The following is a 12,271-nucleotide window of genomic DNA, read 5'->3' on the forward strand; positions in this document are numbered from 1 at the left end:
CGCGCCTCGCGTGTCTACGCTGGAAGCGAAACCAGCATCGCCGCCGTTTCTTCGATGACTTCGCGCCACTGGCCCGGCGCGCGCTGACGCACGAGCCGCGCGCCGGGATACCAGACGGTTTCGCTCGAATCGGCGCCCCAGCGCCAGTCGGCGGCGAAGGGCAGCATGACCCAGACCGGTTTGCCGAGCGCGCCCGCGAGATGCGCGACGGACGTATCGACGGACACCACCGCGTCGAGACGGTCGACGATCGCGCCCGTGTCCGCGAAATTCTGCAGGCGTCCGTCGATCAGATGAATTGACTTCGCGTTCGGATACGCGCGCAGCACGTCGCGCTCGCGGTCGGTGACGAACGGCTGAAGCGCCACCCAGTCGATGCCTTCGAGCGCGAAGAGCGGCCCCAGTTCGGTGATCGGCACCGAGCGCGTCTCACCCGGCTGCATGCGCCCCGACCACGTGATGCCGATCTTGCGCCGCGCCTGGCCGCCGATCGAGCCGCGCCATTTGCGCCGATGCTCGGCGGGCACGACGAGATAGGGCGTGCGCGCCGGAATCGCCTCGGGCGACGTCATGCCGAGCGCGAGCGGCAGGCTGAGCAGCGGGCAAAAGGCGTCCGCGGGCGTCGGGACGCCTTCCGACTTGCTCTTCAGTTCGACCCGCGCGGCGTGCGCGGCGGGCGCGAGCAGCGGCACCAGCGCGGGCTGCACTTCCAGAATCAGCTTGCCCACTCGCTTCGCCGCGAAGGGCACGAAGCGCGCGAATTGCAGCGTATCGCCGAAACCCTGTTCCGCGCGCACGAGCAGGGTGCGGCCCGGCATCGGTTCGCCGTTCCAGCGCGGCAGGCGCGGCGCGGGTTCGCTGCCCGGCGTTTGCAGACGCCATTCGTAGGCGGGAAGCCCGCGCGCATAGTCGCCGACGGTCAGCAAGGCGAGGGCGCGGTTCAGGTGCGCGGCAGGCATCTCGGGATCGATGCGCAAGGCCTGATCGAACGCGCGCAGCGCCGCGCGATGTCCGCCGAGCGCGAGATGCGTATTGCCCAGACAGAGCCACGCGACGCCGTATTTCGGATCGAGCCCCACCGCGCGCTCGAAGTGCGGCACGGCTTCGTCATGACGGCCGAGCTTGGCGAGCGCGTGCCCGAGCCCGAAATGCCCCGGCGCGAAATGCGGCTGCAGCCCCACGGCCTGACGCAATACGGGCAGCGCGTTGTCGGGGTGGCCGTTTGCGTCGAGGAGATTGCCGAGATTGAAATGCGCGGCGGCGTAGTTCGGTTCGACGTCGAGCGCCGCGCGAAAATGTGCGATCGCGCCGAGGGTGTCGCCGAGCGCATTGAGCGCCATGCCGAGGTTGTTGTGCGCGCCGGCATGGCCCGGGCGCAGCGCGAGCGTGCGCCTGAAAGCGCCCGCGGCATCCTTGAAACGGCGCAGCGCGGAGAGCGCATTGCCGAAATTGTTCCACGCGGCCGGATCGTTGGGCTGCAGGCGCAGCGCCTTCTCGAACGCGTCGGCGGCGTCTTCGTGACGGCCCGCCGCCGTGTATGCGTTGCCCAGGTTGTACTGCGCGAGCGGAAAGCCCGGCGCGAGCGTCAGCGCGTTGCGAAAGCGCTCGATTGCGTCGTCGAGGCGGCCGAGCGCCTTCAGCGCGTTGCCGAGGTTCAGTTGCAGGCCGGCATCGGTCGGACGCAGATCGACGGCGCGGCGCACGAGCTCAGCCGCCTCGGCGTGCTGGCCCTGTTGGTGGCGCAGCACGCCGAGGTAGTGCAGTGCATCGACGTGAAGAGGTTCGGCGGCGAGCGCGGCCTGATAGTCGCGCTCCGCGTCGGTCAGGCGGCCGTCGCGATGGGCCGCGAAACCGCGGGCGAATACGGTGTCCATGACGGAAAAACTTCTGGCCCGGAAAAGCAAACCCCGCATTTTCCCATACCGGCGCGGCCGGTCCTCCGAAAAGCGCGTTCGACCCGTTGCGGCGAAGGCACGCATCGCGACGATGAACACATCACTGAGGGGACGATTCGCGGGCGTACACTAGCGGCGTGACGCTTCAGGGAGGAACGACCGCATGTTCGCGCCAAAGCTGAATCCGAACGACAAGCTGGACGTCGCGCCCGTTCTGATCGCAGGCGCCGGTCCGACGGGCCTCGCCGCCGCGATGAGCCTGGCGCGCGCGCACATTCCGGTCAGGCTCATTGACCGTGCGCGCGAGCCGTCGCCGCATTCGCGCGCAATCGGCATTCAGGCGCGCACGCTCGAACTCTTCGAGCAGCATCGCGTGGTCAAGCCGTTTCTCGAACTCGGACATCGCGCGCGCGTCGCGAATCTCTATTCGAACGGGCAGCGTCTCGCGCGCCTCGACTTCGATCCGCTGCAAACACGCTATCCGTATTTGCTCTTTCTCGAACAATCGCAGACCGAACGCCTGCTCACGGCGCATCTCGCGGGCTATCGCGTGGACGTGGAGCGCGGTGTCGAGCTGGTCGATCTCTCGCAAGGCTCGGCGGGTTTGCAGGCGACGCTGCGCCATCCGAGCGGACGCGACGAACTATTGCGGCCGTCGTATCTGATCGCGGCGGACGGCGCGCATAGCTTCGTGCGGCATCGGCTCGGCATCGGCTTCGACGGCAAGACCTTCGAGCAGACCTTTCTGCTCGCCGATCTCGACGTCGACACCGACTGGCCCGACGACGAATTCCACATCTTCGCCTCGGGCGAAGGCCTGACCGCGCTGTTTCCGATGGGCGGCGACCGCGCGCGCCTGATCGCGGATCTCCCCGCGCCGGTCGCGAGCGCAGTCAATGCGAGCGATGCCAAGAGTTGCCCGACGCTCGACGAATGCCGCGAGCTCGTTTCGCGGCGCGTGCATCACAAGATGGCGTTGTCGAACATGACGTGGTCGTCGTACTTTCATCTCAACAGCCGCATGGTCGACAGGTTGCGCATCGAGCGCGTGTTTCTCGCCGGCGATGCGGCGCATGTGCACAGTCCCGCCGGCGCGCAGGGCATGAACACCGGCATTCAGGAAGCGTTCAATCTAGGCTGGAAGATTGCGCGCATGCTCGCGGGCAGCGCGCCCGAGCGGCTGCTCGATACGTACCATGCGGAGCGGCATCCGATCGAGCGCGACGTGCTCAGGCAATCCAGCATGCTCACGCAGATGGCCGCCGCCGAGCACGGCCCGATGAAGCTGATGCGCGAGCACGTGATGCCCGCGCTGGCGGCGATCGGCCCGCTGCGCGACGCGATGCGGCGCACGGTGAGCGAACTGTCGATCAACTATCGCAAGAGCCCGCTTACGCTGGAGCGCCTACTCGACGGCGGCCCGCGCGCCGGCGAGCGCGCGCCCGATGCGCGCGTGCATGTCATCGACGGGCCGCTCGGCCGTCTGCCCGGCGTCGGCTGTCTCTTCGATCTGCACGATCCCGGCTGCTTCTCGCTCTTTCTGCTCGAGAACCCGTCGGGCGAAGACGATATCGCGCTCGCGCCCGCGACCATCACCGTCGCGCACGCGATCCGCGAGCCGAATCTCGACGGGCTCGCGGCTTCCCTCGATGCGATCATGCCGAACGCCGTGCGCGTGTGGCGCATCACCGATACGCGCGGCGAGGGCGCGAATTCGCTCACCGACAACTACGGCCGCACGCGCCCCGCGTTCTATCTCGTGCGTCCCGATGGCTATATCGCGGCGCGCGGGCGTGCGCCGTCGGACGTGCATGCGCTCCTGCGTCACTGCGAAACGTGGTTCGGCGCGCAGGAAACGAGCACGGAGCGGCACGTCGAACGCGAATATCGTGAAGATTGAAAAAAGCCCCGCGGTGCGGGGCTTCGGTTCAAGGCGATGCGATGAACGACTTCAGGCGTGCGCCGTCTTCGGCTGAAGATCCGCCTTGTGCAGGTTCAGCGCCTCGCGCACGATCGGCTCCATCGACGCGCTGGCTTCCGGATTGTCGAGCGCGGCGAGAATCGCGAGCCGCATGCGCGGCTCCCAGAAGCGGCGGATATGATCCGCGACGCTATCGACGGCTTCGGCGCGGTCCGGCATCGAATCGAAGAATTCGCCGATCCGGTTCGCCATCTCGATCAGGTTATCGACATCCATGAGTTATTTTCCCGAAGAAGTCGTGGCGAGATTGAGCAGTTCGAGCTGCTGCGAATTGAAGCGCGAGTAGTCCTGCTGCCATTGCGACGGCTGTTCGACCGGCATCACCTGAACCGCCGTCACCTTGTACTCCGGACAGTTGGTCGCCCAGTCCGACGAATCCGTCGTGATGACGTTCGCGCCCGATTCCGGGAAGTGGAAGGTCGTGTAGACGACGCCCGGCTGCATGCGCTCCGAAATCTTCGCCCGCAACACGGTTTGTCCCGCGCGCGATTCGATGCCGACCCAGTCGTTCATCTTGATGCCGCGATCTTCCGCGTCCACCGGATGAATCTCCAGCCGGTCTTCGTCGTGCCACTGCGAGTTCTCGGTGCGGCGCGTCTGCGCGCCCACGTTGTACTGCGACAGGATGCGACCGGTCGTGAGCAGGAGCGGGTACTTGCGCGTGACCTTCTCCGGCGTCGCGACGAACTTCGTGATGACGAAGCGTCCCTTGCCGCGCACGAATTCGTCGATGTGCATCGTCGGCGTGCCGTCCGGCGCTTTCTCGTTGCACGGCCACTGAATGCTGCCGAGTTCGTCGATGCGATCGTAGGAGACGCCGTGGAACGTCGGCGTGAGACGCGCAATTTCGTCCATGATTTCCGACGGATTCGCGTAATTCATCTCGTAGCCGAGCGCACGCGCGAGCTTAATCGTCACTTCCCAGTCGGAAAAGCCCGCGAGCGGCGGCATCACCTTGCGCACGCGCGAAATACGGCGCTCGGCGTTGGTGAAGGTGCCATCCTTCTCGAGGAAGGTCGAGCCCGGCAGCAGCACGTGCGCGTACTTCGCCGTTTCATTGAGGAAAATGTCCTGCACGACGATGCACTCCATCGCCGCGAGCGCCGCGCCGACATGCTGCGTGTTCGGGTCCGACTGAACGATGTCCTCGCCCTGGCAGTAGAGGCCCATGAAGCTGCCGTGCAGCGCGGCGTCGAACATGTTCGGAATGCGCAGGCCTGGTTCCGGCTGGAGCTTCACGTCCCACGCTTCTTCGAAGAGCGAGCGCGTGGCGGCATCGCTGATATGGCGATAGCCCGGCAGTTCGTGCGGGAACGAGCCCATGTCGCACGAGCCCTGCACGTTGTTCTGGCCGCGCAGCGGATTCACGCCGACGCCTTCGCGGCCGACGTTGCCGGTGGCCATCGCCAGGTTCGCAATGCCGATGACGGCCGTCGAGCCTTGCGCGTGTTCCGTGACGCCGAGGCCGTAGTAGATCGCGCCGTTGCCGCCCGTCGCGTAGACGCGCGCGGCCTCGCGGACCGCCTGCGCGGGCACGCCGGTGGTCGCTTCCATCGCTTCGGGCGAATTCTCTTCGCGTGCGACGAACTCGCGCCATTGACCGAAGGCGCGCGTCTCGCAGCGTTCCGCGATGAAGTCTTCCTTCAGCAAGCCTTCCGTGACGATCACGTGCGCGAGCGAATTGAGCATCGCGACGTTCGTGCCGGGGCGCAACGGCAGGTGATATTGCGCCTTCACGTGCGGCGTATCGACGATATCGATGCGGCGCGGATCGATCACGATGAGCTTCGCGCCTTCACGCACGCGGCGCTTCAGACGCGAGCCGAAGACCGGATGGCCGTCGGTCGGATTCGCGCCGATCACGATGATGACATCCGACTGCTCGACCGATGCGAAGGTCTGCGTGCCGGCGGATTCGCCGAGCGTCGTCTTGAGGCCGTAACCCGTCGGCGAGTGGCACACGCGCGCGCAGGTATCGACGTTGTTGTTGCCGAACGCGGCGCGCACGAGCTTCTGCACGAGATACGTTTCTTCGTTCGTGCAGCGCGACGACGTGATGCCGCCGATCGAATCGCGGCCGTATTTATCCTGAATGCGGCGGAATTCGCTTGCCGCGTAATTGATCGCTTCGTCCCACGACACTTCGCGCCACGGGTCGGTGATCTTCGCGCGGATCATCGGCTTCTTGATGCGGTCCTTGTGCGTCGCGTAACCCCATGCGAAGCGGCCCTTCACGCACGCGTGGCCTTCGTTCGCCTGGCCGTTCTTGTTCGGCGTCATGCGCACGACGGTGTTGCCCTTCATCTCGGCCTTGAGCGAGCAGCCGACGCCGCAATAGGCGCAGGTCGTCACGGCCGAATGTTCCGCCTGGCCGAGCATGATGACGGTCTTTTCCTGCAGCGTCGCGGTCGGGCACGCGGCGACGCACGCGCCGCACGACACGCATTCCGACTCCATGAACGGCACGTTCTCGCTCGCCGCCACGCGCGATTCGAAACCGCGTCCGGCGATGGTCAGCGCGAACGTGCCTTGCGTCTCTTCGCACGCGCGCACGCAGCGGTTGCAGACGATGCACTTGGACGGATCGTACGTGAAGTACGGATTCGATTCGTCCTTCTTGTCCTTCAGATGGTTCTCGCCTTCATAGCCGTAACGCACCTCGCGCAAGCCGACGACGCCCGCCATATCCTGCAGTTCGCAGTCGCCGTTGGCGGGGCAGGTGAGGCAGTCGAGCGGGTGATCGGAGATGTAGAGCTCCATCACGTTCTTGCGCAATGACTGCAGCTTGTCGCTTTGCGTGCGCACTTTCATGCCCGCTTCGACGGGCGTCGTGCACGAAGCCGGATAGCCGCGCTTGCCTTCGATCTCGACGAGGCACAGGCGGCACGAGCCCCACGGTTCCAGCGAATCGGTGGCGCAGAGCTTCGGCACGTTGACGCCGGCTTCGATCGCGGCGCGCATCACCGACGTGCCCGCGGGCACGGTCACGCTTTCGCCGTCGATCTCGAGCGTCACGTCGATATCGGCGTGGCGCAGCGGCGTGCCGTAGTCGGTGTCGTCGAACGGATCGCGGCGCTGCACGGATGCCGCGCTCTTGCACGCGCAGTTGCCGGAGCCGCAGCCGTTGATGGTGTTGGACATTTTTCGTCTCCTTCTATTCTCTTAGGCGGCTTTTTGCGCCGGCGTGCGGGGCAAACCGAAGTCTTCCGGGAAGTGATCGAGCGCTGAGACGACCGGGAACGGCGTCATGCCGCCCATCGCGCACAGCGAGCCCGCGATCATCGTGTCGCACAGCTCGCGCAGCAGCGTGATCTGCTTCACCGAGGTATCGCCCTCGCGAATCTTCGCGATGACTTCCTCGCCGCGCGTCGAGCCGATACGGCACGGCGTGCACTTGCCGCACGATTCGATCGCGCAGAAGTGCATTGCGTACTGCGCGAGTTCGGCGAGATTCGAGGTGTCGTCGTGAATCACGAGACCGCCGTGGCCGACCACCGCGCCGACCTTCGCGTATTCCTCGTAGTCGAGCGGAATGTCCCACTGGCTTTCCGGCAGATACGTCCCGAGCGGGCCGCCCACCTGCACCGCGCGCGCCGGACGTCCGCTCGCGGTGCCGTCGCCATAGGTGTAGATCAGTTCGCGCAGCGTCACGCCGAACGCCAGCTCGACGAGCCCGCCTTGCTTCACGTTCCCCGCGATCTGGAAGGGCAGCGTGCCTCGCGAACGGCCCATGCCGTAGTCGCGATAGAACGCGGCGCCCTTCGCGAAGATCACCGGCACCGTCGCGAGTGTGATGACGTTATTGATGACCGTGGGTTTGCCATACAGACCGACGAGCGCCGGCACCGGCGGCTTTGCGCGCACGATGCCGCGCTTGCCTTCGAGCGATTCGAGCAGCGCCGTTTCCTCGCCGCACACATATGAGCCCGCGCCCTTGGCGACATAGAGATCGAACGCATGCGAAGTGCCGAGCACGCTCGCGCCCAGCCAGCCCGCGTCGCGCGCCTTGTCGATCGCGCGATTCAACGTGTCGATCGAATGCGGATACTCGCTGCGCACGTAGATGTAGCCTTTGGTCGCGCCCGTCGCCACGCCGGCGATGATCATGCCTTCGATCAGCATGTACGGATCGCTTTCCATCACGAGGCGGTCGGAGAACGTGCCGGAGTCGCCTTCGTCGGCGTTGCAGACGATGTACTTCTGGTCCGCGAGCGCCGCGCGCACCGTCTTCCACTTGATGCCCGCGGGGAACGCCGCGCCGCCGCGGCCGCGCAGGCCGGAATCGAGCAGCGCTTCGCAGACCGCGTCGCCGTTCATCTCCAGCACGTTGCGCAGGCCTTGCAGGCCACCGAGCGCGGTGTAATCGTCGATGGAAAGCGGGTCCGTGATACCGATGCGCGAGAACGTCAGGCGCTGCTGATTCTTGAGATACGGAATCTCGTCGACCACGCCGACGTTCTTGTCGTGCGGCTTGCCTTCGTGGAAACCGGCGTCGAACAATGCGGCGACGTCTTCCGCTTCGACGTTCGAATAGCCGACGCGTCCGCCGGGCGTCTCGACTTCGACGAGCGGTTCGAGATAGAAGAGACCGCGCGAGCCGTTGCGCACGATCTGCACGTCGAGGCCGCGCTTTTGCGCCTCGCTCGCGACGGCTTCGGCCACGGCGTTGGCGCCGAGCGCGAGCGCCGCGGAATCGATGGGAACGTAAATGCGCGTCATGCCGTCACCTCCGCGACTTTCGTTTGCGCGGCGGCAAAGAGCCGATCGAACTTCGCCGGCGTCACACGCGCGTGAAGTTCACCGTTGATCATCATCGACGGCGATAGGGCGCACTGGCCGAGGCAATACACCGATTCGAGCTCCGTGTCTTCCGCATGGCCATTGTCGAAGCGGCAGCCCGTGTGCCCTTCGATATGATCCTTCAGCGCTTCCGTGCCCATGCTGCGGCACGCTTCCGCGCGGCAAAGCTGCACGGTCACGCGCGCGGGTGGCGCGCTGCGAAAGTGATGGTAGTACGTGATCACGCCATGCACCTCGGCGCGCGACAGCGAAAGCGTCTGCGCGAGCGGCGCGACGACTTCGGCCGGCACATAGCCGGTTTCGTCCTGGATGGCGTGAAGAATGGACATCAACGTCGCGCCCTGTACTGCGTGGCGACGCACGAGTTCAACGGATGCAGCGGCGGAAAGCTGCGAATGTGTCATGGGGCTCCTCCAACACTCGGCATATGTTTTGGCGGTACATATTTGAGTCGATATAATTACGGGTGCCGAGCCTGTAAAAGAACAATAGGCGTCGTGATATATCTTGGCAATAGGAAGGGGGAGTTCATATGGTAGACGTCGAATGCCGGGCCGAGCTGGTTCTGCGCGACGCCGATGGCCGGGAAACCAGTCTCAGCGCGGTTGTGCCGCTTTTGCAGCTCGTCGCGCAGACGGGCAGCATCGCGAATGCCGCGAGCGCTAAGGGTTTGTCCTATCGGCACGCGTGGGGTTTGTTGCGCGAAATCGAAGTGCGTCTGGGCGGTGCGCTCATCACCAAATCGCGCGGGCGCGGCTCGGTGTTGTCCGAGCTGGGTGAGTCGGTGCTGCGCGCGCAACGCGTCTGCGGCGACCGGCTCGAAGCACCGCTGCAGGCGGTCGCGAACGACGTCGCCATCGAGTTGAACCGTCGTCTTTCGGGCGGGATTTCGCAGGTGCGGATTCACGCGTCGCACGGTTATGCGGTCGCGACGCTCGTGCGCGCGCTCGGCGATCAGCGCGTGCCCGTCGACATCAAGTACCGCGAGAGTGCCGAAGCGGTCAGCGCACTCGCGCGCGGCGAGTGCGAACTGGCGGGTTTTCATCTGCCGATCGGTGAATTTCGCTCGACCTGCGCGGATATCTACCGGCCGTTTCTGGACCGCAACAAGCATCAGCTGATCCGCCTCACGCGCCGCACCCAGGGCCTCTTTTTGCCGAAGGGCAATCCGAAGCACATCTCCGGTTTGCGCGATCTCGCGCGCAGCGACGTGCGCTTCGTCAACCGGCAGCCGGGCTCGGGTACGCGCATGCTGCTCGATCTGTCTCTGCGGCGCGTGGGCGTGGACCCGGACCAGATCAACGGCTATGCGACCACCGAACTCACGCATTCGGCGATCGCCGCGTTCGTCGCGAGCGGCATGGCGGATCTCGGTTTCGGCGTGCAGCCGGCCGCGCAGCATTTCGCGCTCGACTTCATTCCGATCATCGACGAGGACTATTTTTTCGCCTGCGAGCGCGCGCGGCTCGACGAGGCACGGCTTGCGTCGGTGCTGCGTATTCTTCGCAGCGCGGGATTTACCGACAGCGTCGCCCATCTGGAGGGCTACGATCCGGCGAGTTGCGGCTCGCTGGTCGATATCGACGAAGGATTGCGGGGGTGAAACGCGCGGTAAGACGGCGGGGAGGGCATAAGACTGCCGTCGGCGGCATTTTGGGATAACCTAACGGTTTGCTGTCGACTTTCTCCGCTCTACGCGCGATATACCGTCATGAAACTTCCGTTGCTCGCTTGTTCTTCCGCCGCGCTCATCGCCGGTGCGATGTATCTGGTTCCTGTCGCTTTTGCCCAGAATTCTCCGGGCATGCCGGGCGGGATTCTGCAGGATCAGTTTCGACTCAACGAACATCCGCAGATGCAGTTCGCCGCGTCCGCGCCGTCGGAAAAATTTCAGAACGGCAAGTCGGCGATGCGTCGCCGAGGCGACGCCGGCGATCCGGACGGCTGCAATCTGAAGTGTCCGAAAGACGGCTCGAACTGATACGTTCGAAGCGGCAAAAAAAGACCTCGCGTGAAGCGAGGTCAAAGTACTTGGAATGGCGCCTCAATTCGCGGCCAGTTGGCATCGATTCAAAGCGCGATGTCAGATTAGACCCTCGGGTTGCTCGAAAAAATCGGAGCTTTCTTAGTCGGGCGTTCCAAACGGATCGTTGCCGCCACAATATGAATGGCGGTTGATTATTGACATAAGGCAGTGGTATTGGGACCGGTCTGATAGGAACGATGACTTGCTCCACCTATTCTCAGACGTGTAGTGGAGGTTGTCTCTGTCCTCGCTACGTCTCTCTAGGATGTTTGCCCCGCCTCGTGCGGAGCTTTTTTTTGCCTGGCGCGTTCGCCAAGAAAAAACCCGCGATGCTTGCGCAATCGCGGGTTCCTTGGGGGTGTTTTGGTGGAGGCGGCGGGAATCGAACCCGCGTCCAGAAGCGCTCTACGACCAGTTCTACATACTTAGTTCTGTCTTTTGATTTAACCGCAACGACGCGGACGAACACGCTGCGTTACGGCGATTCACTAAATTTTCGACCTCGGCGTCGTGACACCGCAAAGGCTTATCTGACGTATATGACCTCTCGTGGTATTGCTACCCTAACCCGTCAGCGAATTAGTGAGAGGACGGCTAGCCCTTAGGCTGCCAGTGCGAACGTATCGTCGTTTGCAGTTACGTTTTTCCCATTGATTAACGAGGTGACGGGTCCTCGGTATGCCCTGACCGCTTCACAACCCCTGTCGAAACCAGGTCGCCCCCGAAACGGAACTGAAATTATCCCACGAAAATCCAGATGAGGCGAATGGCGCGCTTTTCAAGGCGCCGCTTGCGCCTCCCGGTTCAGGCGATGTCGCGCAGCAGATGCTGCAGCTCTTCGGTCGAATCGACCACGTGATTGGCGTGCCAGCGGCGCGGCGGAATGTCGTCGCCGCAATAGCCGTAGGCGGCGGCCACGGTGATCATGCCCGCCGCAAAGCCGGCCTGCACGTCGCGCAGATCGTCGCCGACATAGACGATGCGCTCCGGTGCGACATCCAGCAATTCCGCCGCATGCAGGAGCGGCGCCGGATGCGGCTTCGAATGCGGCGTGGTGTCGCCGCAGACGAGACAGCCCGCGCGTGTATCGAGACCGAGCAGGCCGACGAGCGGGGCGGCGAGACGCGTGACCTTGTTCGTCACAATGCCCCAGCGCACGCCCCGTGCATCGAGCTGATCGAGTATCTCGGCGATGCCCGGAAAGAGCGTCGTCTCGATGCACAGATCGGCTTCGTAATTGGCGAGGAATTCGTCGCGCATCGACGCGAAGTCGTGATGCTCCGGACCGATCTCGAAAGCGCCGCCCAGCAGTCCGCGCGCGCCTGCCGACGCATGCGGCCGCAGCATCTCGAGCGGACGCATTTCCAGGCCGCGATCATGCCGCATCTTGTTCACCGCGGCGACGAGGTCGGGCGCGGTATCGGCGATCGTGCCGTCCAGATCGAACAGCACCGCCTGACACAGCCCGATGCCGTCGCGCTCGGCCACGCGCTGCGGCAGAGGCGTCGTTTCTTCGGGAAGGGGCTTGGTGTCGAGGGTGCCCGTGGACAAGGGGTCTTCGTTGATCAT

Annotated in this window: 9 protein-coding genes and 1 other RNA gene; 3 read left to right on the plus strand and 7 right to left on the minus strand. The window is 64.6% G+C overall.

Features of this window, described 5'->3' with window-relative positions:
- Nucleotides 1-14: 14 nt before the first annotated feature.
- Nucleotides 15-1,874 carry a tetratricopeptide repeat protein gene (locus tag LY284_RS00865; protein WP_041730571.1) on the minus strand — a complete coding sequence of 620 codons (1,860 nt, stop codon included), beginning with the start codon at nt 1,872-1,874 and terminating at the stop codon, nt 15-17.
- 184 nt (nt 1,875-2,058) lie between these two features.
- Here LY284_RS00865 and LY284_RS00870 point away from each other — a divergent pair, with 184 nt between their 5' ends.
- Nucleotides 2,059-3,795 carry an FAD-dependent monooxygenase gene (locus LY284_RS00870; protein ID WP_233384166.1) on the plus strand — a complete coding sequence of 579 codons (1,737 nt, stop codon included), beginning with the start codon at nt 2,059-2,061 and terminating at the stop codon, nt 3,793-3,795.
- Nucleotides 3,796-3,846: 51 nt separating this feature from the next.
- Here LY284_RS00870 and LY284_RS00875 read toward each other — a convergent pair whose 3' ends face one another.
- From LY284_RS00875 to LY284_RS00890, 4 genes are read right to left on the minus strand one after another with little or no spacing between them, the layout of a single operon-like run.
- Nucleotides 3,847-4,092 carry a formate dehydrogenase subunit delta gene (locus tag LY284_RS00875; protein WP_014192054.1) on the minus strand — a complete coding sequence of 82 codons (246 nt, stop codon included), beginning with the start codon at nt 4,090-4,092 and terminating at the stop codon, nt 3,847-3,849.
- A 3-nt stretch (nt 4,093-4,095) separates the two neighbouring features.
- Nucleotides 4,096-7,017, minus strand: coding sequence for a formate dehydrogenase subunit alpha (gene fdhF, locus LY284_RS00880; RefSeq protein WP_014192053.1), 2,922 nt, complete (start codon nt 7,015-7,017; stop codon nt 4,096-4,098).
- Nucleotides 7,018-7,038: 21 nt separating this feature from the next.
- Nucleotides 7,039-8,595 carry an NADH-quinone oxidoreductase subunit NuoF gene (locus LY284_RS00885; RefSeq protein WP_053568623.1) on the minus strand — a complete coding sequence of 519 codons (1,557 nt, stop codon included), beginning with the start codon at nt 8,593-8,595 and terminating at the stop codon, nt 7,039-7,041.
- Entirely contained in the window at nt 8,592-9,080 is a 489-nt protein-coding gene (locus LY284_RS00890) for an NAD(P)H-dependent oxidoreductase subunit E (RefSeq protein ID WP_014192051.1), read from the minus strand. The genes LY284_RS00885 and LY284_RS00890 overlap by 4 nt, the downstream gene beginning before the upstream one ends.
- Nucleotides 9,081-9,208: 128 nt before the next feature.
- Between LY284_RS00890 and LY284_RS00895 the strand changes: the two genes are divergently transcribed.
- Nucleotides 9,209-10,279, plus strand: coding sequence for a substrate-binding domain-containing protein (locus LY284_RS00895; protein WP_014192050.1), 1,071 nt, complete (start codon nt 9,209-9,211; stop codon nt 10,277-10,279).
- 108 nt (nt 10,280-10,387) lie between these two features.
- Nucleotides 10,388-10,657, plus strand: a complete 270-nt coding sequence (locus tag LY284_RS00900; protein WP_045450910.1) for a hypothetical protein — start codon at nt 10,388-10,390, stop codon at nt 10,655-10,657.
- Nucleotides 10,658-11,066: 409 nt separating this feature from the next.
- Here LY284_RS00900 and ssrA read toward each other — a convergent pair.
- Both ssrA and gph read right to left on the minus strand, forming a co-directional pair.
- Nucleotides 11,067-11,425, minus strand: a transfer-messenger RNA (tmRNA) gene (gene ssrA, locus LY284_RS00905).
- Nucleotides 11,426-11,506: 81 nt separating this feature from the next.
- Nucleotides 11,507-12,271 (minus strand): phosphoglycolate phosphatase, encoded by a 765-nt coding sequence (gph, locus tag LY284_RS00910; RefSeq protein WP_045450909.1) that lies wholly within the window; start codon nt 12,269-12,271, stop codon nt 11,507-11,509.

Source organism: Caballeronia sp. PC1 (assembly GCF_021353155.1).
Lineage (GTDB): Bacteria > Pseudomonadota > Gammaproteobacteria > Burkholderiales > Burkholderiaceae > Caballeronia > Caballeronia cordobensis.

Excerpts from the sequence above, each read along its gene's own strand:
- LY284_RS00865 (WP_041730571.1), bottom strand. The coding sequence starts at position 1,874 with ATGGACACCGTATTCGCCCGCGGTTTCGCGGCCCATCGCGACGGCCGC.
- LY284_RS00870 (WP_233384166.1), top strand. The coding sequence starts at position 2,059 with ATGTTCGCGCCAAAGCTGAATCCGAACGACAAGCTGGACGTCGCGCCC.
- LY284_RS00875 (WP_014192054.1), bottom strand. The coding sequence starts at position 4,092 with ATGGATGTCGATAACCTGATCGAGATGGCGAACCGGATCGGCGAATTC.
- fdhF (WP_014192053.1), bottom strand. The coding sequence starts at position 7,017 with ATGTCCAACACCATCAACGGCTGCGGCTCCGGCAACTGCGCGTGCAAG.
- LY284_RS00885 (WP_053568623.1), bottom strand. The coding sequence starts at position 8,595 with ATGACGCGCATTTACGTTCCCATCGATTCCGCGGCGCTCGCGCTCGGC.
- LY284_RS00890 (WP_014192051.1), bottom strand. The coding sequence starts at position 9,080 with ATGACACATTCGCAGCTTTCCGCCGCTGCATCCGTTGAACTCGTGCGT.
- LY284_RS00895 (WP_014192050.1), top strand. The coding sequence starts at position 9,209 with ATGGTAGACGTCGAATGCCGGGCCGAGCTGGTTCTGCGCGACGCCGAT.
- LY284_RS00900 (WP_045450910.1), top strand. The coding sequence starts at position 10,388 with ATGAAACTTCCGTTGCTCGCTTGTTCTTCCGCCGCGCTCATCGCCGGT.
- gph (WP_045450909.1), bottom strand. The coding sequence starts at position 12,271 with ATGATCAACGAAGACCCCTTGTCCACGGGCACCCTCGACACCAAGCCC.